General features: G+C 56.9%; 18 protein-coding genes. 8 read left to right on the forward strand and 10 right to left on the reverse strand.

Annotation, left to right across the window (positions count from 1 at the left end):
* Window positions 1–66: 66 nt before the first annotated feature.
* The 5 genes from HQN82_RS17530 to HQN82_RS17550 all read right to left on the reverse strand — a co-directional run bounded on the left by HQN82_RS17530 (window position 67) and on the right by HQN82_RS17550 (window position 7,068).
* Complete coding sequence (locus HQN82_RS17530; protein WP_173615379.1) at window positions 67–2,031, reverse strand: glycosyltransferase family 2 protein; 1,965 nt, start codon at window positions 2,029–2,031, stop codon at window positions 67–69.
* Window positions 2,032–2,179: 148 nt separating this feature from the next.
* Window positions 2,180–3,634 carry an HlyD family secretion protein gene (locus tag HQN82_RS17535; protein ID WP_173615380.1) on the reverse strand — a complete coding sequence of 485 codons (1,455 nt, stop codon included), beginning with the start codon at window positions 3,632–3,634 and terminating at the stop codon, window positions 2,180–2,182.
* Window positions 3,635–4,137: 503 nt separating this feature from the next.
* The gene (locus tag HQN82_RS17540; protein ID WP_173615381.1) at window positions 4,138–5,175 is read right to left on the reverse strand and encodes a sensor histidine kinase; all 1,038 of its coding nucleotides are present in this window, start codon (window positions 5,173–5,175) and stop codon (window positions 4,138–4,140) included.
* Window positions 5,176–5,179: 4 nt separating this feature from the next.
* Window positions 5,180–5,617, reverse strand: coding sequence for a response regulator (locus tag HQN82_RS17545; RefSeq protein WP_004445914.1), 438 nt, complete (start codon window positions 5,615–5,617; stop codon window positions 5,180–5,182).
* Window positions 5,614–7,068: a sensor histidine kinase gene (locus HQN82_RS17550; RefSeq protein ID WP_173615382.1), complete on the reverse strand. Its 1,455-nt coding sequence runs from the start codon at window positions 7,066–7,068 to the stop codon at window positions 5,614–5,616. Before HQN82_RS17550 ends, HQN82_RS17545 begins: the two co-directional genes overlap by 4 nt.
* 210 nt (window positions 7,069–7,278) lie before the next feature.
* On the opposite strand from HQN82_RS17550, the gene HQN82_RS17555 reads away from it, so the two are divergent.
* On the forward strand, window positions 7,279–7,653 hold the full coding sequence (locus tag HQN82_RS17555; RefSeq protein ID WP_006699868.1) for a response regulator: 375 nt from the start codon (window positions 7,279–7,281) through the stop codon (window positions 7,651–7,653).
* Window positions 7,654–7,697: 44 nt separating this feature from the next.
* On the opposite strand, the gene HQN82_RS17560 is transcribed toward HQN82_RS17555, so the two are convergent.
* The 5 genes from HQN82_RS17560 to HQN82_RS17580 form a co-directional block, all read right to left on the reverse strand.
* Window positions 7,698–8,690: a sensor histidine kinase gene (locus tag HQN82_RS17560; protein WP_173615383.1), complete on the reverse strand. Its 993-nt coding sequence runs from the start codon at window positions 8,688–8,690 to the stop codon at window positions 7,698–7,700.
* Between the two features lie 13 nt (window positions 8,691–8,703).
* The gene (locus HQN82_RS17565; protein ID WP_037092067.1) at window positions 8,704–9,159 is read right to left on the reverse strand and encodes a response regulator; all 456 of its coding nucleotides are present in this window, start codon (window positions 9,157–9,159) and stop codon (window positions 8,704–8,706) included.
* The gene (locus HQN82_RS17570; RefSeq protein WP_173615384.1) at window positions 9,152–11,362 is read right to left on the reverse strand and encodes an ATP-binding protein; all 2,211 of its coding nucleotides are present in this window, start codon (window positions 11,360–11,362) and stop codon (window positions 9,152–9,154) included. Before HQN82_RS17570 ends, HQN82_RS17565 begins: the two co-directional genes overlap by 8 nt.
* Window positions 11,363–11,481: 119 nt before the next feature.
* Window positions 11,482–12,522, reverse strand: a complete 1,041-nt coding sequence (locus HQN82_RS17575; protein WP_173615385.1) for an SAM-dependent methyltransferase — start codon at window positions 12,520–12,522, stop codon at window positions 11,482–11,484.
* Entirely contained in the window at window positions 12,519–13,307 is a 789-nt protein-coding gene (locus tag HQN82_RS17580; protein ID WP_044459100.1) for a DUF1295 domain-containing protein, read from the reverse strand. The genes HQN82_RS17575 and HQN82_RS17580 overlap by 4 nt, the downstream gene beginning before the upstream one ends.
* A gap of 189 nt (window positions 13,308–13,496) precedes the next feature.
* On the opposite strand from HQN82_RS17580, the gene HQN82_RS17585 reads away from it, so the two are divergent.
* The 7 genes from HQN82_RS17585 to HQN82_RS17615 all read left to right on the forward strand — a co-directional run bounded on the left by HQN82_RS17585 (window position 13,497) and on the right by HQN82_RS17615 (window position 19,190).
* Window positions 13,497–14,870 carry an NAD(P)/FAD-dependent oxidoreductase gene (locus HQN82_RS17585; protein ID WP_173615386.1) on the forward strand — a complete coding sequence of 458 codons (1,374 nt, stop codon included), beginning with the start codon at window positions 13,497–13,499 and terminating at the stop codon, window positions 14,868–14,870.
* Window positions 14,867–15,685 (forward strand): DUF1365 domain-containing protein, encoded by an 819-nt coding sequence (locus HQN82_RS17590; RefSeq protein WP_173615387.1) that lies wholly within the window; start codon window positions 14,867–14,869, stop codon window positions 15,683–15,685. The genes HQN82_RS17585 and HQN82_RS17590 overlap by 4 nt, the downstream gene beginning before the upstream one ends.
* Window positions 15,672–16,904, forward strand: coding sequence for an SAM-dependent methyltransferase (locus tag HQN82_RS17595; protein ID WP_173615388.1), 1,233 nt, complete (start codon window positions 15,672–15,674; stop codon window positions 16,902–16,904). Before HQN82_RS17590 ends, HQN82_RS17595 begins: the two co-directional genes overlap by 14 nt.
* 27 nt (window positions 16,905–16,931) lie before the next feature.
* On the forward strand, window positions 16,932–17,309 hold the full coding sequence (locus HQN82_RS17600; RefSeq protein ID WP_173615389.1) for a DUF2147 domain-containing protein: 378 nt from the start codon (window positions 16,932–16,934) through the stop codon (window positions 17,307–17,309).
* Between the two features lie 74 nt (window positions 17,310–17,383).
* On the forward strand, window positions 17,384–17,815 hold the full coding sequence (locus HQN82_RS17605; RefSeq protein WP_173615390.1) for a DUF2177 family protein: 432 nt from the start codon (window positions 17,384–17,386) through the stop codon (window positions 17,813–17,815).
* 125 nt (window positions 17,816–17,940) lie between these two features.
* The gene (locus HQN82_RS17610; RefSeq protein WP_006699861.1) at window positions 17,941–18,483 is read left to right on the forward strand and encodes a sigma-70 family RNA polymerase sigma factor; all 543 of its coding nucleotides are present in this window, start codon (window positions 17,941–17,943) and stop codon (window positions 18,481–18,483) included.
* Window positions 18,480–19,190 (forward strand): anti-sigma factor, encoded by a 711-nt coding sequence (locus HQN82_RS17615; RefSeq protein ID WP_004445932.1) that lies wholly within the window; start codon window positions 18,480–18,482, stop codon window positions 19,188–19,190. The genes HQN82_RS17610 and HQN82_RS17615 overlap by 4 nt, the downstream gene beginning before the upstream one ends.
* Window positions 19,191–19,236 lie beyond the last annotated feature (46 nt).

Genomic DNA, 19,236 nt, shown 5'->3' on the forward strand with positions numbered 1-19,236 from the left:
CAAGGCGGCAGCCGGCCATTGGGACCGTGTGTGTGTCCGGCAAAGCCCTGTTCATTGCCCCCCTGATTAACTGAAGGCCCTTGCGAGCAACATCTGCATGGATTTTATCAGGTCGCCCTGTTCCGCCACATTTTCCGGTGCAGTGCGGAAAAGCAGCCGCAGGATAGCCCGATGCTGCTCGGCGGTTGCGGCAAGGCAGAATTTTCCGGGTATTTGCTGGTCTTTTGTTGCATCGATCTGCAACCAGCCCACCTCCGGCACGAATATGGCCTGCGCTTCTGTAGAAGAAGTGACACCCGCAAGCGTCACGGTTTCAGTCGACAGCGCCACGATCTTCACCCCTGTCACCGCATTGCCCTGACGTAATTGTCCGCCAAGGTTTACGCTGATCGGCTCCTCCCTGTCGAAACGCGGCAATTCGATGCAGCAGATAAGGCTGATGAAGGCAATCACCATGGCGACGGCCGACCAGATAAGGTTGAGACAATCGCGCGCCGAAAATTCCACGGGTGCGTCCCATCCATAAACGGCAATCAGCACGGAGATGGCCGAAGTGAGGGTTACAAGGGCAAAAAATAGCGCCGTCGGGCCGTGAACGCGCACCTGTGACCTGTCTCCGCCCTTTTCCGTGACCTTGAAGGGGCGTCCGAAAGGTTTTCGCATGGCCTGAAAAAGCGTGATCGTGATCGGAACGGCGGTCAGTGCGTGTGTCACCTCGGTGAAAAGCGGCAGTGTGCGCTTTCCCGATATCCAGGTGGAATAGGCCCAGAACAGCGCGAGCGATGACAGGCCGAGTTGCATGAACATCAACTCATCGGCCTGGAGCGCGGAAACGCCGGTCAGCCAATAGATGGAAGGCGCGAGCAGCAGGCAAAGGATGAAGGGTTTCGACAGCCAGCAGAACAGGCCGTGCAGATAATGCAGCCGTTGCGTCAGGGTAAAATTGCCGCGCCACAGCGGCCCGGTGCGCAAAAGTCCAATCTGGATGGTGCCGAGACACCAGCGCGTGCGCTGCGTGATATACTCCGGCAGGCCTTCGGCTGATAATCCGACGCTGAGCTTTTCATTGAGCCAGCGTGTCACATACCCCCGTTCCATCAGCCGGTAGGTCAGCAGCATGTCTTCCGAAAGTGCATCATGCGGGAAACCTCCGAGTTCGTTCACCGCTGCCCGCCGCAGAACGAAACTCGTTCCGACACAGAACGCACAACCGACCGCGTCCTTTGCAGGCTGGAATACGTCAAAGAATACCCGTTGATCATCCACAAAGGAATTGCGGATACCGAGATTATGCTGGATGGGGTCGCTGTTGAAATAGAATTGCGGTGTCTGCACCACGGCCACTTTGGGATCGGCAAAAAGTCCGGTCACACGTGACAGGAAATTGGCCTGCGGCGCAAAATCAGCATCGAGAACCATGATGAAATCTGAAACTTCCGACAGCGCATTGGTGTGGACAAGCGCATTGTTCAGGTTCCCCGCCTTTGCGTGCTTATTGTCCGGCCGCGTCACGTAATTGACGCCGACTGTTTCGCAATAGTCCCGCACCTCGGACCTGCGTGTATCGTCGCAGACGAAAACGCGCAACCGCGGATATTGCATTGCCTGAGCCGCGACAATCGATTTTTCAAGCACGTTCAAAGGTTCATTGTAGGTGCATATGAACACATCGACCAGTGGCGCATTGGGATCGCCCGTAATCCCGGCTTCGGCTTCGTCTGCGATGGAAGACCAGTCCGTTCGTCTTGTCAGGATCAGGATCGACCCCATCGCATAAAGCACGGAGATCAGTTCGAAGGTGAAGTAGATGTAATTCCAGGCGGTTTCCAGCGAAAGCTCGAAGGGAGGCAGCGTATCGGTGGCACGCCACAAAATATAGACGCTGAGCGAGAGCAGCATGATGGCGCTGAACGCCAGCCGGTCCAGCGTTCGCCGCGGGTCGGCAAGCATGGTAAACAGGATCGCGCAGAGGGCGATGATGAGATTGACATAAAGGACGGACTGAACATCGCCCTCTGAAGTGAAATACATCGCTTGTCCTCATGATTGACCGGATACGTCACGATAGCCGCGCCCGATAGCGTGCGCGAATGAGGCTGCTTCGACTGTGTGAAACAGGTGGGTCGCCCTGCGGGCGTCGTGGACGCGCCCGCAGGGGCTTGCCCAATCCATGCGGGTGTCAGGATTGGGTGCGCGGTGCTTTCGCGGTGGCATCTGCACCGCTGATCGCATGCTGCGTGATGATATCAGGCTTTGTGGTGGGCGCCGCTATTCCCGGCGGCTGTTGCTGCTGCCCGCCCATGCCCATCTGCTCGAATATTTTCTCTCGGGATGTCTCGATGAGCGTCCAGGCGGCCTGCCTCACATCGGGCATTTCGCTGGCGGATGCCTGCGCAAACTGGAAAAGGCTTGCCGATGCCTCGTGCACATATTCCCGGGTCTTGCCAAGCCATTCGCGCGGCAGACTTACACTCACCCAGGTGCCGACCGAACAGACGCCGTTTTTCATAAACTGGCTCTCGGATGTCCCGGCCATGCGGATATAAGCGTAAAGCTCCCGCCGCTCCGTAGGGGGAAACGGTACGGCATAATCGAGGTCGACGCGTTCGGTGGTTCGGGGCACCAGCCGCTCTACCACCCCGTCCGCTTCCTGCGCCCAGGCATCGGCATTTACCTTTACCCTTGAACCCACGGAAAGGGCCTGCGCCTGACGTTCGGAAAAAATTGCCACGACAAAAGCGTTGCGACAGTCGAGCGCCTCCGCCAAGGTGTCGCCGGCCACCACTTCACGCCCCGTCACGGCAACCGGCTTATAGAGCGTCGTACCCGGCGGAATGGCGAGATCAGCGCGGGTCAGTCTGTCGATACGCGCAGCCTCCGCGGAGGCAAGCGCTTCGAGTTCGCTTTTCCGCGTCTGCATGGTCGTCATCTGCATCTGGATTTGCAGCAGATCGGCGGACCTTGTGCGGATTTCCTGCTGAAGATTTTGCAGGGATTGCAGGTCGGAACCGATATAGATGCCCTGGCGTGCGAAGCTCATTTCCTTGTTCAGCTTGTCGACGGCAACTTTCGCGGCCTGCAGTTTTGTATCTTCAAGTTGTATCGTATCGGCGATGTCGTCGCCAATTCCGAAATAAACACCCTTGGCAACCAGCTTCTGTTTGCGAACCGCTTCTGCTTTCGCGATGCGGGTCGAATAGGTCACCATCTGCAAAGCAGCCTTTGCCGCTTCAAGGTCGGATTCCGTCCTTTGCAGTAAAGCCGCTTGCTGGCTGAGAAGATCATTGTTCAGATTGTCAATGCGGCTAGCATAATCACCGATAATCGCGTTTTTCTGGCGAAGTTCATTGTCGAGCGCCGCCAGTTGCACTTTCAGGCCGATCAGAGTGGTATTGTCGACCTTGTCGTTTTCAACAGCCGCCCTGCCGTTACCGGATATTTTCACCACGCCACTGATGGGGGTCGTCAGCGGAATGACGGGAGCATTGATCAAGGCGCGGTTTGTCTGCGAAGTGAAGACCGGTGGAAACACGGAGGAGGAAAACACTGTGGCGACAACACCGAGAACAGTATATGAGGCCAGCCTGACCGAGGCGCCTTGAGGTTTTTCTTTATCTTTATTGCGGAACAGCATGGCACGAACTCCTGTTTTGTTGAACAGCATTTCCTCCCGCAGTATTAAAATAGTCCATCAAGTTTTTTTGCAGCGCAACATCGTTAAGATTGCATTAAGAGATTTTCCGACCCTGCTGAAATACTATGCATCTGCTGGCTTTATGGACGCAAAATTTCACCCATAAAAACTTCCTGGATCAAATTTCAGTCGTTCCATATTAGCTGTGCCTTTATAGCGGCATCCGGCACCCGCCTTGTGCACTTTGCTCGACCGGGGTCGCACAACCTGAGAATGTACCGTGTTTCCACTATGGCAGAGAGAAAAATTTTAAAGAATCGCTTTGGCGGCAGGTCGCTCTGCTCTGAGCGCCGAAAAGGCGCTACACTCTTCCGTGCTTCGGGCAAAATATTTTGACGATTCGTGCGCGCTGAAGGGCTATGGGGACGGCCAAGAGGTCCGATCACTCCCCGCTAGACAGCCGTTATATCCAGATATAATCGCGAGGCAGGGCGGCCATGCCGTCACCGTTCATTCCATATCATCGAGAAACGGGTGCCTTTTTTGAGTTCCGGGTGCGTGTGCGTCTGCTCGACCCGGGCGCCAATATTCTGCGCCATCGCCATGATAAGCTTGGTGCCGAGACCGGTGCCGCGAGGGGCTGAATCCGGTTTCACACCGACGCCGTCATCCTCCACAACAAGAATGAACCGGCCGTCCTGGGCGGACAGGTTAATGCGCACTGTGCCTTCCTGATCGGGATAGGCATATTTGAGCGCGTTTGTCAGAAGTTCAGTGACGATGACACCGAGCGCAACGGCATGGTCGGCGTTAAGATCAACCTCACAGAGTGACGTTTCGACCGTGATGGTGGAAGAGCCCGGGACAGCTTGGAACAGGTCGCTTATGATCGAGGTGAGGTAGGAATTCAGGGATACGAGCCCCACATTCGCGGTATTGTAGAGACTGCGATGAACGCCGGCGATCGCAGAAATCCGGCTCTGCGTTTCCAGCAACGCCGTTTCTGCTTCCTGAGACTTCAGCGTATTGATCTGCAGCCGGATCATGGCGGAAACCAGTGAGAGACTATTCGCGATGCGATGGTTCATCTCTTTCACCATCATTTCCGCATGCTCTTTGGCCTTTATCAGCAGACGGTCAGCTTCCTCTTTTCTCTGGCGCAGGCGATGGTTTTCAAGCGCCTGGTTGATGGCTGCCAGCAACAGCGGAAAAAAGTCGTCTCCAACATTCTTGATGACGTAATCGGCCGCACCTGCCTTGAGCGCGTCTATGGCGATCTGGGCCTCGTTGGACCCCGTTACGTAAAGAACGGGAACCCGGGCCGGTACCGTCTCGATAGCCGCTAGAAACTCCATTCCCGTCGCCGTCTGAAAATAGTGATCGAGAACGACGACATCGAACTGCCCGTTTTGGAAAAGCTCAAGCCCGGAAGCAACGGACGCGGCATGGACCACCTCCATTCCTTGGCGACCAAGGACGCGGCTCGCAAGCCGCGCCAGAGCCGGGTCGTCATCGACATACAAAACGCGCAGAGCCATCATGCCTTCAGGGTATCTGTATTACGGAAAAGAAAAGGCCGAGATTTTTGATGGCATTCGCGAAGCCTTCATAGTCGACCGGCTTTGTTATATAAACATTCGCACCGAGATCATAGCATTTCTGAATTTCGGTCTCGTCATCAGTGGTCGTCAAAACCACGACAGGCAGACGGCGGGTATATTCATTGCTTTTGATCTGTTCGAGAATGCTGATGCCGGACATGTCGGGGAGATTGAGGTCGAGCAAAACGAGCAGATAGCGATCCTTGCTGACGAGCCCGTCCCGGCTCTGGCCCAGGATGTAATCCAGCGCCTTTGCACCGAGTGTGAACGGCACGATCTCGTTGTTGACACCTGCTCTGCGCACATTTTTCTCGATCAGACGGGCATGTCCCTCGTCGTCTTCGATCATCACGATCGTTACTTCCTGACCGGTCGCTTTCATTTGTCGCCTTCCTTTGTTACTCTTCTGAGGTCACTCGGAAGCAGCAAGATAAATGTGCTGCCCTCGCCGAGTCGCGACTCCACCCTAATGTCACCTCCTAAATTTCTGATTAGCGAACGGACATGTGCGAGGCCTATTCCCTCACCGGGCTGGTCCTGTTCGCCCGCCCGACGAAACAGTTCGAAGACACGCTCAAGATCCTGCTCACCGATACCGCGCCCGTTGTCGCCAATTTCAATGGAGATCGCGCCGCGCCCGGCCGGATAGGCGCGTGCCGTTAACCTCAGAGGGCGCCCAGGCATCTGATATTTCACCGCGTTATCGAGAAGATTACCGAGAATCTGGTCGAGAGATATGCGGTCCGTCACGACTGTCAGCTTGGGCGTGTCGACATGAATCTCGCCTCCATTGGCCGTGATCTGATGGCGCACGGTCTCTGAAAGCGAGGAGAGCAAAGTTTCGATATCGACTTTCTCCGGCTGAAGCTTGCGCTGGCCGTCACGGGATATCTTCAGAATGGCGTTGATCAGCTGGTCCATCTTGCGGGTCGATGAACGGATAAACCCGATGGCTTCGGGTATGTCTTCCTCAACCGCCAGCCGCGCCTCTCGGATCACATCCTGCGTCAGCGTTTTTCCATCTGCGAGGACATAGTTGGTGACCGGCTTCAGCGACGTATCGAATTCGGAAAGGAAACCCATGATGTTGACAAGCGGCGCCCTCAGATCATGCGTAACGATATAAGCGAAGCGCTGAATTTCCTGGTTGGCCCGGCGCAGATCGCGTGTTCTTTCCTCGACACGCTCCTCAAGATGGCGATTAAGTTCGTCCACATCGTCCCGCGACCTGTTTAGCGCGCGAATATAAGTAAAGACGAGCAGTATCGACCCGCCGACCACGATGAGAATTGCAAGGGCACCGCCAATCGTTACCCAACGAAGCGTATTGGCGGCGCCCAGTTGATCCGCAACGATGACGCGCAGGCGATCGTCCGTATCCGACTGAAGGTCCGACAGAACACTCCTGATCTCATTCATGAAGCGTTTGCCGTCGTTATTTCGAACGACCTCGGCTGCCTCGGTAATGCGACCCGCGCGCTGCAAATCGATTGTTTCGCGTGTCTCGGAGAGCTTCGCGTCGATCGCCTGCTTCAAGCCAGCGAGAGATTGCTTATATCGCTCTTCCCCTTTCAGAAGATCGAGAAGTCGCGCCTGGCGTTCGGGCAAGCCCTGAAGGGCCTCTTCGTAAGGTCCCAGATATTCGCGATTGTTGGTGAGCAGATATCCCCGCTGGCCGGTTTCGACGTCCTGCATCGTCGTCAGCACATCCAGAATTGCGGCACGGACACGGCGCAGTTCAGCCGTTTCCTGGGAATAGCGATTATTCACCTGCACCAGCCACAAAGATGTGGAGACCATGCCAATCAAAATTGCAACGCCAACAGCAAGCATCAAAAGGCTTCGCTGGGCAAACGGTGAAAAACCAGTCACAGCAGTAACATTCCCGGTAGGCAGTTAGTTCGCGGCACAAACTAGAGTACGCAAGCGACGGATGCGAATGATTTCTTTTTACACGAGGGTGGAACCACGTCGATCTTCAGGCGTTCAGCGCTGTTGGTAAAATGTCCGGGCGCGCCTGCGACCATGTGAATGCGGTAAGCTATGCAATATGATTTTCAGGGAAAGCATATTCTCGTTCTGGAAGACGACGCCCTTCTGGCGATGGATATGGAGGACTTTCTGTCCGACCTCGGTGTCGACGTCATCGGGCCGGTTTCCGATATAGCCGCAGCGCTGGAGAAAATAAGCGCAACCGATCTGGATGGAGCGGTCATCGACCTCAATCTCAAGGGCGAATTATCCTTCCCCGTGATCGAACGACTGAGGGCCGAGAGCATACCTTTCGTCATCTGCAGCGGATATGCCGAGATACCCGGTATTCGCACGCAATTGACAGGGCTGACAATCATTTCCAAGCCGTGCGATTTTGATAATCTCCCCAATGTTCTGGCGACCGAGTTCGCGCACACCGGCTAGCGGGAAGATACCCGCAACGTCCGGTAACGTTGATACGCGACACTTCAGTCCAGAGGGAAAATCACCTGATATTTCAGGCCGTCGCGATCATAGCGGATTTCACTGTCGCCTTGCAGCTCGTACTGGGCTCCCCGTGTAACGAGGGTCGTTCCGAAACCGGTCTCCACCGGAGCTGAAATGGGCGGGCCACCGCTTTCATGCCAGCGCAGCTCGATAAGGTCCCGGCCTTCATCGTTACGAAGCCTTTTCCAGCAGACCTGCACCTTCCCGGTCGCTTCTGAAAGCGAACCATATTTCTGCGCATTCGTCACCAGTTCATGCAAAATCATGCCAAGCGCCAATGCGGATTTAGGCGATACGCTAACCCCGTCCGGACCTTCGAGCTCGACGCGGCTGGCAAAAGTGTTATGGGGTTCAATTGCCCGCTTCACGACATCCTTGAGATCGGTTTGTCCCCAGTTGCTCTGGAAAAGCAGGGCATGACTCTCGGCGAGCGCACTTACGCGGGCCACGAGCCTCTCCTGATAATCCTCTACGGAAGAACTGCCTTTTGCAGTGCGACGAATGATAGAAATGACCATCGCCATTGTGTTCTTGACACGATGGCTGAGTTCGCGGACGAGCAGCTCCTTGTGCATTTCCGCCCGTCTCCGCTCCTCCTTTTCCCGTGCTTCCGCGAGAGCGCGACCGACTGCGGAGGGCAGCCTCGCCAGCCGCTGCTTCAGGACATAATCAGTTGCGCCGCGCCTGAAGGCATCGATCGCCGCGTCTTCGCCGAGAACACCGGAAACGAAAATGAAGGGCGTGTCGGGTCTCGTTTGCATGACGACATCAAGCGCAGCCATGCCGTCAAAGTCCGGCAGGGAAAAATCTGCGAGAATGATATCGAACTGCTGATTTTCCAGCGCCTCGATGAAGGACGTTTTCCCCACCGCCCTGGTTACGACAGGGGGCGGAGAGATCCGCGAAAGCTGATCCTCGATCAGTTCGGCATCAACCGAGCTGTCTTCGAGAAGAAGAAGCTTGCTTTGCTCCATCTGCGGCATCGCCTCACGCACCATTGCGGCGCGCGCCCGGCGGCGGTTCGTTCAGCAGGGCCCAGAACACGCCAAGATCCTGTATCGCCTTAAAAAACTGATTGAACTCCACCGGCTTCACCACGAAGGCGTTCACGCCGAGTTCGTAGCTCTTTACGAGATCCTGTTCTTCACGGGAGGAGGTCAGCATGACGACCGGAATATGCTTGAGGTGATCGCTGCCCTTAACGGTCTGGAGGACCTCGAGCCCATCAACCTTCGGCAGCTTGAGATCAAGAAGAACCACGGTCGGATCACCGGCAGGCCGGTTGTGGAAGCTACCCGAGGCATTGAGATAATCAAGCGCTTCGGCACCATCACGCGCAATGACGACCTCGTTCGCCAATTGACATTTTTCCAGCGCAGTTAGCGTCAATTCCAGATCGCGTGGATTATCCTCCACGAGGAGAATAGGTCTGAGTTCAGGCAATTTTTTCCTCTTCAACTTTCGTAACCGGCAATGTGAAGGAGAACGTGGCTCCCTCTCCGACAGTTCCCTTTGCGCTGACCGAACCGTGGTGGCGTTCAACAATTCGTCTTACCAGCGCAAGTCCAATTCCCGTTCCCTCAAAATCCTCTACCCGCTGCAATCTCTGGAATACACCAAAAAGCTTGCTGTAATAGGCCATGTCAAAGCCAACACCGTTATCCTCGACCGAGTAGGTGACGCCACCTTCGGTTTCTGCCGCGGAAATGGTGATAATCGAAACGGGTTTCTGGCGGGAATATTTGATCGCGTTGTCAACGAGATTGTACCACACCTGCCGAAGCAGGGTCGGATCTCCGAGCGACACGGGCAGATTGCCGATCTGCCATTCGATCTGCCGATCAGCGATGGAATGAGCGAGGGAGCGGCGAACCTCGTTCACGACTTTCTCCATGTCAACCGGCACCATTGTGATTTGGGTGCGGCCGAGCTGCGAGAAATTCAGGAGATCATCCACGAGCCTGCCCGCACCGAGTGCCGCTTCGGAGATCATCTGCAGATAGTGGAGCGATTTTTCATCCAGGGTGTTGCTGCGTTCGCGCAAGAGCTGGGCGAAACCGACAATATGACGGAAGGGCGCACGGAGATCATGCGAAACCGAGTAGGAAAATGCCTCCAGCTCCTTGTTGGTCCTCTGCAATTCTTTCGTCAGATCCGCCATTTCCTCCGCCTTGCGCAGTACTATGCCGATGATGGCGCCACGCAACTCCCGCGCCGCTGCAAGCTCGGGCGCTGACCACGGTGAGGCTGTGTTTCGCACCTGCTCTTTCCAGGTTTCGAACGATTTGCGCGGATGAATGCGCCCGCTCTCATGCACTGTCTTGTGCGGATCCCCGCCCCAGCGCACCGTCTTTACGACTTCCGGCCGAAACCAGATCAGCCAGCTTCCGTGCAATTCCGAAACCCGCATCGCGATGATCCCGCTCGCCACGGACGCAAATGCCGCAGCAGCGGGATAATCGCCGGCAAGATTGTCTGTGGCAAATAGGTCTGCGACCTCGCGTTCGCCGAGCCAGCGGATCAATCCTTCGACCTGCTCCTGCGAGGGGGTCTTGCCCACGAGATGATATTCATCGCCAAAAAGCAGTGCCGCTCCCTCAGCCCCCACCTGCTCCAGCAGATCCGCCTTTTCGCTCTCCCCGCCCAGGAGGCCATCAACCCATCTTTGTGCCGCCGCCATCCGCTTGAGCAGGCGAGCCTGGACATGACCAAGTTCCAGCCGGCGCGAAGCATCCTGAGAACTTTGCTCCATTGCGATCCGCATCGAAAGGAGCTGGGCGGCGAAATCGCAGGCTTCCCGCACGGCGAGCGAGACGGAGTGGGGGGCGGCGTGATGGCATGCGATCAGCCCCCACAACTTGCCATTGACGATGATTGACACCGACATCGAGGCCGCCGTTGCCATGTTGCGCATGTATTCCAGATGAACGGGCGAAACGCTGCGAAGCTGTGAAAGGCTCATATCGAGCACTGCGCCCGTTTCCGAGTTGACCTGCGGCATGACAGGCACGGGCCTATAATCGACGTCCGGGATCATACGCAGACGGTTGACCGTATAAAGCTTGCGCGCCTGCGGCGGGATGTCGTCCGCCGGGAAGCGAAGCCCGATATATGAAGGCAACGCCCCGCCTCCAGCTTCCGCCACGACATGACCGCTCCAGTCGGGACCGAAGTCATAAATGAGGGTCCGGTCGTAACCGCTGATCGAGGAAACAAGCTGTGCAACTCGAGACAGTGCGTCACTCAGCGACGGCGTGCTGTTGAGATATTGAGCGAGGCCTGTCAACTCGCTCATCAGCGCTTCGGCGGAGTCGCCCGGGCCTGTTCTCTCAAGCTCGACGATGATCACGCTTCCCGACCGATGCGCCGAGACATCGAGTTTTTTTTCGGCCCAGACATATCTGAAGCTGCTGTCGTCACCGGAATACCAGGCCGGTAATGCCTCGAAGAACGGCAATGTTTCCCGGTCTGGAATCACGCCTATCGGTAGAGGCGCATCAAGAAAGTCCTGCAGGTTATCGCTCGCCTGCACGACCGCCAACTGACGCGCGGACAGCACGAAGAGTGCGCCATGTTGCTGGATAGCGCCGGGAATGTGGATGGGCTCGGCGCCGCAACTATCCAGCTTCGGCGTGACTGAACTCATGACTTTCTCCAGCCGCTCTGTGATCGACGGCGTGCTCAAAACGCGGCCAGCCTAGCCATTATTCTACGGATGTAAACGTTTGCTTACGCGAAATTGTTTCGCCGTCGGCCACGCCCACCTCAGGTTTCGGCAACAACAGCGGGCTTCATGAGATAATGACCCACACCCCAGACGTTACCGTCCTCGTGACCAAACAGCCCGGCCGTTGCGAGAAAAAACAGGCGCCAGCGGCGTTCCCATAACCGCGCGTCAGCACCATAAACCTGCTGCAGGATCGGCCTGATGTGGCCGATTTCCCGATCGAAATTCTCAAGCCAGGCGAGAGCCGTGCGGCGGTAATGCGATCCCGGCCAGTGCCATTCCCTTTCGACGGTAAGAACCTCGCTGAAGCGATGGGGAAGATCAAAAGCGGGCATGATGCCGCCGGTGAAAAAATGCCGGGCAATCCAGTCCGCGGGGTTGTTGTGGTCGAAACGATAGGATCGGCTGCGGTGGTTGAAGACATGGAGGAAAAACTTGCCTTCAGGTTTCAGCCAGGCACGAACGCGTTCGAAGAGCACCTGCCAATTCGACATATGTTCGAACATTTCGACCGATACGATGCGATCAAAGTGATCGCCGGTCGCAAAATCGTTCATGTCTGCGGTCACCACGGAAAGATTGGACAGCCCGCGCTCACGCGCGCGGCCAAGAATGGATTCCCGTTGCGATGCGGAATTGGAGACAGACGTGATCCGCGCGTTGGGAAAACGCGCTGCCATATAAAGCGACAGCGAACCCCAGCCGCAGCCAAGTTCGAGAATGTCCATGCCGTCCTCCAACTCGGCATGGTCTACCGTCTCGGCGAGAGCAGCTGTCTCCGCTTCATCGAGGCTTGTCTGGTTATCGGGATAATAGCAGCAGGAATATTTCCGCTGGGCTCCGAGAACCAATGCGAAAAACTCAGCGGGGACTTCATAGTGTTGCCTGTTCGCCTCGTCGGTATGGCTGGCGACGGGGAATTTCGCCATATCCGCCGCAAAAGCCGCCTCGGCATCTGGCGGTATTTTTGCGAGCCGCCGTTTCGTTCTTGCGCAGAGCATATCTATTCCGGCGAGTGTAACACCGTCGTTGAGCGCCGCGCGTTCTGCGGCATTGATGGCAAAGGCGAGCATATTCATGGCGTTTCCTCGTTTTTGCGCGGCCCCGGAAAGAAGGCGTTGACGCGGCGTTGCAGGGCACGGAATTTTTCTCCGCGCGATTTCAGCATGTGCTCTTCAAGCGGCGGAATGCCGGAGACATGGACGAGCAGCCAGTACATCATGACGGGCGCGGCAAGCGACGCCCAGGACAAGCCGTGCGCCTGAAGGGCCAGCAGCGGCAAGCTGCACCAGAAAAGCCATTCGAAGAAATAATTGGGATGGCGTGAATAACGCCAGAGACCGGTTTCACATATCCCGGTTTTCGCTTCGGGGGTTTTCCTGAATTTCGACAGCTGGGCGTCCGAGAGCGCTTCACCTGCCAGTGCAACAAGCGCAACCATGGTGGCGAGAAGATCTATGGTGCGCGGGAAAATCCGGTCGTTGCTGGCGGCCAGATAAACAGCCAAAACAAGCACGAAGGCGGCAACCGCCTGTATTTGCAGGAAGAAGAAAAGCCGCCGGGGGCCGGTTTCGCCCCATTGCTCCATGAGTTTTGCATAACGCGGATCTTCCCCGCCGCCCCGCGTGCGCAGGCCAATGTGTCCGGCAAGCCGCAGGGACCATACGACAACGAGACAGAATACGATACTGCGCCGCCCGCCATCGCCCTCCGCCAGCAACACAGCCAAGATGCCGCCGAGCCCGACGCTTGCCGACCAAACGGTGTCGATCCAGCCGCTTGAACCGGTCGCTCTCTGTAATGCCCAGGCTCCTGCCATCAGCAGCGACATCAGAATGGCAAGCGTCAGGATCACGGAAAACATCACTACTTCGCTCACCACTTTGAATCGATCGAGGCCGGGTTTCGTGATGGCAAATACGGCCTAACCAGCAAAAGAGTTTCAGGGTTCGAAAAAAAATTCGAAAAAACGCCTGCCGTTGAAACTTATCAGACGGCTGCCTCGTATCTGCGCTGTCCAAAGACAATTTCTACAATGCGATAGCGAGGATCGATGACCGACACCGAAACAATGCGACGAGACAACCGGCGCCGCATCGCGATAGTGGGAACGGGAATTTCCGGTCTGTCAGCAGCCTGGCTCTTGTCGCAAAGGCACGACGTCACGGTCTTCGAGGCGGCAGACCGCGTCGGAGGCCACAGCAACACGGTGACAGTCGATACGAAGAATGGCCCGATCCATGTCGATACGGGTTTCATTGTCTATAACGACTGGACATACCCCAATCTGACCGCGCTTTTTCGAAAGCTGAACGTGCCGACCGCAGCCTCGAACATGTCGTTCGCTGTTTCCCTTGATAATGGCGGCTTTGAATATTCCGGCGGAAACGGGTTTGGCCTGCTCGCACAGAAGAGAAATGCTCTAAAACCCCGCTTCTGGTCGATGCTTGCGGACCTCCTGCGATTTTATCGCAACGCTCCGCGTGACCTGCACTCGATGGCTGACATGTCCCTCGACGATTATCTGACGCGTAATCGCTATGGCGCTGCGTTCCGCAACGATCATCTCTACCCGATGGCTGCGGCCATATGGTCCACACCGGCCATGGAAGTGGGCCGTTATCCGGCGGCGCATTTCATCAAGTTCTGCCGCAATCACGGTTTGCTGTTGCTGCGCAACCGGCCGGTCTGGCGCACCGTCGTTGGTGGCTCGCGCGAATATGTAAAACGCCTCACGGCACCGTTTGCAGACAGAATTCGCCTGTCAACGCCAGTGACGCGTATTCGCCGCCTCCCGCACGGCGTCGAAATTACAACTGCGCAGGGCGAAATTGCCCGCTTCGATGACGTGGTCATCGCGACGCATGCGGATCAGGCGCTGGACTTGCTGGCCGATTCGACACGTGTCGAAAAGCGCATTCTCGGTGCCTTTGGCTATACGCGAAACCGGGCCGTGCTTCACACTGACAACACCTTCATGCCGCGCCGCCGCGCCGCCTGGTCAAGCTGGAATTATGTGGCCGACACGCGCACCGAGGCGGGCCAGCCCAGCATCACATACTGGATGAACCGGCTCCAGCCGCTCGGCGAAGCCGAGGATATTTTCGTGACCTTGAACCCGGTGCGGGAACCGCATCAAGGAAAGATCATCGCCGAAGAAACCTATCACCACCCCGTCTTTGACGCCGGAACCGAACAGATGCGTCAGGAACTATGGGCCTTGCAGGGCTTGCGAAACACCTGGTTCTGCGGCGCCTATTTCGGTTCCGGTTTTCATGAAGACGGCCTCCAGGCCGGGCTTGCCGTCGCTGAAGATCTCGGTGGCCTGTCCCGCCCATGGAAGGTGGCGGATCACAGCGGCCGGATCATCCGCCTCGATTTGGAGACTATCGCCAGGGACACGCGATCCATGGAGGCGATGGCATGAAGCCTCCCCTCGTCTCTGCGCTTTTCCCGGGCCATGTCACCCACGCCCGGTTCAAGCCGAAAACCCACAGACTGGACTATCGGATCTATTCGCTGTTTCTCGATCTCGATGAGTTGGAGACGCTGGACCGGAAATTGCGGTTTTTCTCGGTGGACCGGTTCAACCTGTTTTCATTTCATCGCAGGGACCGAGGCAACGGCAGCGTGCTCGGGCTGCGCCAGCAGATAGATGCGGCAATGACGGCGGCGGGCATAACAGCGGATGGAGGGCCGGTGCGCCTGCTTACCATGCCGCGTTTGCTTGGCTGGTCCTTTAATCCGCTCAGCGTGTTCTTCTGCCATGGCCGCGACATGGAACTCAAAGCCATCCTCTGGGAAGTGGACAACACTTTCGGCCAACGGCATTCCTATCTGATCCCCGTAGAGGCCGGCATGGGCGCGGAGATCGTACAGCGCTGTGACAAGGCTTTTTATGTCTCGCCCTTCATGGACATGGACCTTCACTATGTTTTCCGCATCATCCCGCCTGGGGAGAGGCTGAAGATCGTCATTGAAACATTCGACGAAGATGGCGCCGTCCTGACCGCCCGGCATCTTGCCCGAAGGATCGAACTGACCGATCGAGCCTTGCTGAGAGCCTTTGTCACCATTCCTTTCCTGACCCTGAAAGTCGTTCTCGGCATTCACTGGGAAGCGCTGAAAATCTGGCTGAAAGGGGTGGGACTGAGAAAGCGCCCGCCGCCACCCGCACAGCCAATATCCTTCGTTCACCCTTCATCGTCGCAAATCGAGGCCAGAATTCATGACCCCGTTTGACAATCTCTCGGAACTACCGGTGCAGAACACCCGCGTCAGCGGCCGTATGGGCCTCGGCACTTGGCTCATCACCCGGCTGCTGAACAATATTCACCGCGGCCGGCTGCGCATCACCCTTCCCGGCGGCGGAACCATCGAAAAATCGGGGACATCGGAAGGCATTGACGCCATTCTCGTTCTGCATAACTGGCGGGCAATCCGCCGTCTGTTCGTCAATGGTGATATTGGCTTTGCGGAAGGCTTCATTGAGAACGACTGGTCCACACCGGACCTGACCGCGCTTATCCGTTTCGCCGCGCAAAATCGTGATGCTTTTACGAAATCAATGCGCGGCAGCCTGCCCATGCGCCTCATCAACCGGCTTGCGCACGGGCTGAACGCCAATACCAGACGTGGCAGCCGCCGCAACATCGAGGCGCACTACGATCTCGGCAACGAGTTTTACCGGCAATGGCTCGATCCCTCGATGCTTTACTCCTCGGCAATTTTCGACCTGACGACACCAACCCTCGAGGCAGCGCAGCAGAAGAAGCTCGAGCGTATTGCGGAAAAGTTGCAGTTGACCGGCAACAAGGATGTGCTGGAAATCGGCTGCGGCTGGGGCGCGCTCGCCATTCACCTCGCCACGCAGCACAATGCCAACGTGACCGGCATCACCCTGTCGCCCTCCCAGTTGCGCTGGGCGGAAAATGCTGCGGAAAAAGCAGACAGGGCTGACCGGATCAAACTGAAGCTGCAGGACTACCGCGACGTCAAAGGTCAATTCGACAACATCGTCTCCGTGGAAATGTTTGAAGCTGTCGGCGAAGCCTATTGGCCAAGCTATTTCGGGACGCTGAAGCGCTGCCTGAAACCCGGCGGTCGGGCGGTGCTGCAAATCATATCCATTGAAGAAAACCGCTTCGATACCTATCGGCGCAAGGCCGATTTCATTCAGAAATACGTCTTTCCTGGCGGTTTCCTGCCCTCCGATTCAGCTCTGGAAAAAGCCGTGGCGGAAGCCGGCCTCAAACTCACGGAAAAGGAGCTTTTCGGCCAGTCCTATGCGCTCACACTGGCGGAATGGCGCCAGCGTTTCCATGCGCGGTGGCAGACTATTTCCCTGCTCGGCTTCGACGAGCGCTTTCGGCGGATGTGGGACTATTACCTCTGCTATTGCGAAGCAGGTTTTGCCGAGGGAACCATTAATGTCGGCCTGTACACAATAGAACACGGATGAGGCGGGACTAAAAAACGGAGAACCACGATGAAGATCCTTGGATTGGCAATTGCATCCGCCCTGTTTCCGGTGCTGGTGGGAACGAGTGCGACCGCAGCCGATATCAACGGTAACTGGGCGCGGGGCGACGGCAAGGCGAAAGTGCTGATCGCTCCCTGCGGCGAGAAAATATGTGCGACAAACACATGGATCAAACCCGGCACGCAGAAAGAAAAGACCGGCGACCGCCTGATCATGGACATCAGGCCGGGCGAGACGGGCAATTACACCGGCACGGCCTTCGACCCGCAGCGGGATAAATCCTACAAGATAACGGTGACGGTGGCAGGCAACAACATGACTACGAAAGGCTGCATCATCGCCGGTCTGCTGTGCAAGGGCATAAGCTGGACCAGGATCGACTAGCCACGTCCCGAGATCCTCCCTCTCTCGTCAACCAGACCAAAAAGTCGCCTGATCAATGGCAAAGGAAAAAATCGATGAAGACATATCTTGCCGCCTATTTCTTCACCCTGGTTGCCTTTCTGGTGATCGATTTCATCTGGTTGAGCACCATGGCGTCACGACTTTATCGACCGGCCATCGGCGATCTTCTGGCGGAAAATTTCCGTCTCGCTCCGGCAATCATCTTTTATCTCATCTACGCCGCCGGCCTCACTTTTCTCGCCGTGCGTCCGGCACTTATTTCGGGACAATGGAGCACGGCGCTGCTTTACGGCGCTGCCGTCGGCTTCATGGCTTACGCCACATACGATCTGACCAATCAGGCGACGCTGAAAAGCTGGTCGACAACCCTGACCATCGCCGATCTTCTGTGGGGCACCTTCGTCTCCGCGGCAGCGGCCGTCATCGGCTTTCTTGTCACGGTACGCATCATTGGCCCGTTGGAAAACTCGGCGGGCTGGCCATGATGACCGTCACCTCCTGCTGCCTACGCCCGATGATCACAGGGTGTGTCCGGAACGAACTTCCCAAGCATCTCTTGTCTTCCTTCGAAAGACGATCTTATAAAGGAAGAATAGCAAGGAAGGTTCGAATGCAGGGCACAGAGATCGCAAGCCTTATCCACCGCGTCGGCATGGGTGATCGTTCAGCATTCGTCTCGCTTTACCAGGCAACAAGCCCGAAGCTTTTTGCGATCTGCCTGAAAATCCTGCGGGACAGAACGGACGCCGAGGAGGCGCTGCAGGAAATTTATATCAAGGTGTGGCAGCGCGCCCGCACATTTGCCGCTAGTGCCGGCAAACCGGCGACATGGCTCGCCACCATCGCGCGCAACCACGCCATAGACACGATTCGCGCCCGCAGACCTGCTGGCGATGACATTGACGAGGCATATGACCTCGTCGACGAAAGCGTTCGCGATCCTGAACAGCATGTTGTTCTGGCGGATGAAGGTCGCAGGATCGACGACTGCATGCGGGAACTTGAAACTGTGCACGCACAGGCAATACGCCGGGCCTATGTCGAGGGTCTGAGCTATCTCGAACTCGCCGACGAATTACGGGTGCCACTGAATACGGTTAGAACCTGGCTGCGGCGCAGTCTTATCAAACTCAGAGAGTGCATGCAGCGATGACGACGGGCGACCACAGCGGCGGAATGCACTCGCGCGATGAAATACTCGCAGGCGAATATGTGCTCGGTGTCCTGCCGCTTGAAAAGCGCCGCGAAGTGGAACAGCGTATCCAGGAGGACAGGGTCTTCGCGCAACTGGTGCAGCGCTGGGAGACCGAGTTTTCAGACTTTAACGCCGATTACCAGGAAGAGACGCCCAGCGCCGCTATTCTTGCCCGTATTCAAGAGCGTCTGTTCGGCAGCAGAGCGGTCAACACGAATGGCACCTTGTGGAACTCCGCATCTTTCTGGCGCTGGATATCCGTGGCCACCAGCGCAACCGCCGTGGCTGCCGTCGTTTATGCCGCGTTCCCGGAACAACGGGACGGCACAAGCCCGCTTGTGGCCGAGCTTGCGACAACCGACAGTCAGGTCAATCTCCTCGCGTCCTACGACGCGGAATCGGGCCGAATGCGTATCGTTCCCGTGGCGACCGGAAAGACGGACGAAAAGTCACTGGAACTGTGGCTCGTCATGGACGGCGGCAAGACCCGCTCGCTCGGCGTTTTCCAGCCCGGCACGAATGGCGACCTCGTCATTCCCGCCGACATGCGTGGCAATATAAAGGAAGGTACGACTTTCGCGATCAGTGTCGAACCATTCGGTGGTTCACCGACCGGTCAGGCAACCGGTCCGGTCATTGCTGTCGGCACCGCCCGGTGGGGTTGATGCCCCAGTGGGCCGTCTCCAGCCATGGTATTGTCATGCTGCCGCT

This window comes from Agrobacterium pusense (assembly GCF_013285525.1).
GTDB lineage: Bacteria > Pseudomonadota > Alphaproteobacteria > Rhizobiales > Rhizobiaceae > Agrobacterium > Agrobacterium pusense.

What these genes read in the sequence shown, in the direction of transcription:
- HQN82_RS17530 (WP_173615379.1), bottom strand. Translation starts at nt 2,031, where the DNA reads ATGTATTTCACTTCAGAGGGCGATGTTCAGTCCGTCCTTTATGTCAAT.
- HQN82_RS17535 (WP_173615380.1), bottom strand. Translation starts at nt 3,634, where the DNA reads ATGCTGTTCCGCAATAAAGATAAAGAAAAACCTCAAGGCGCCTCGGTC.
- HQN82_RS17540 (WP_173615381.1), bottom strand. Translation starts at nt 5,175, where the DNA reads ATGATGGCTCTGCGCGTTTTGTATGTCGATGACGACCCGGCTCTGGCG.
- HQN82_RS17545 (WP_004445914.1), bottom strand. Translation starts at nt 5,617, where the DNA reads ATGAAAGCGACCGGTCAGGAAGTAACGATCGTGATGATCGAAGACGAC.
- HQN82_RS17550 (WP_173615382.1), bottom strand. Translation starts at nt 7,068, where the DNA reads ATGCTTGCTGTTGGCGTTGCAATTTTGATTGGCATGGTCTCCACATCT.
- HQN82_RS17555 (WP_006699868.1), top strand. Translation starts at nt 7,279, where the DNA reads ATGCAATATGATTTTCAGGGAAAGCATATTCTCGTTCTGGAAGACGAC.
- HQN82_RS17560 (WP_173615383.1), bottom strand. Translation starts at nt 8,690, where the DNA reads ATGGAGCAAAGCAAGCTTCTTCTTCTCGAAGACAGCTCGGTTGATGCC.
- HQN82_RS17570 (WP_173615384.1), bottom strand. Translation starts at nt 11,362, where the DNA reads ATGAGTTCAGTCACGCCGAAGCTGGATAGTTGCGGCGCCGAGCCCATC.
- HQN82_RS17575 (WP_173615385.1), bottom strand. Translation starts at nt 12,522, where the DNA reads ATGAATATGCTCGCCTTTGCCATCAATGCCGCAGAACGCGCGGCGCTC.
- HQN82_RS17580 (WP_044459100.1), bottom strand. Translation starts at nt 13,307, where the DNA reads ATGTTTTCCGTGATCCTGACGCTTGCCATTCTGATGTCGCTGCTGATG.
- HQN82_RS17585 (WP_173615386.1), top strand. Translation starts at nt 13,497, where the DNA reads ATGACCGACACCGAAACAATGCGACGAGACAACCGGCGCCGCATCGCG.
- HQN82_RS17590 (WP_173615387.1), top strand. Translation starts at nt 14,867, where the DNA reads ATGAAGCCTCCCCTCGTCTCTGCGCTTTTCCCGGGCCATGTCACCCAC.
- HQN82_RS17595 (WP_173615388.1), top strand. Translation starts at nt 15,672, where the DNA reads ATGACCCCGTTTGACAATCTCTCGGAACTACCGGTGCAGAACACCCGC.
- HQN82_RS17600 (WP_173615389.1), top strand. Translation starts at nt 16,932, where the DNA reads ATGAAGATCCTTGGATTGGCAATTGCATCCGCCCTGTTTCCGGTGCTG.
- HQN82_RS17605 (WP_173615390.1), top strand. Translation starts at nt 17,384, where the DNA reads ATGAAGACATATCTTGCCGCCTATTTCTTCACCCTGGTTGCCTTTCTG.
- HQN82_RS17610 (WP_006699861.1), top strand. Translation starts at nt 17,941, where the DNA reads ATGCAGGGCACAGAGATCGCAAGCCTTATCCACCGCGTCGGCATGGGT.
- HQN82_RS17615 (WP_004445932.1), top strand. Translation starts at nt 18,480, where the DNA reads ATGACGACGGGCGACCACAGCGGCGGAATGCACTCGCGCGATGAAATA.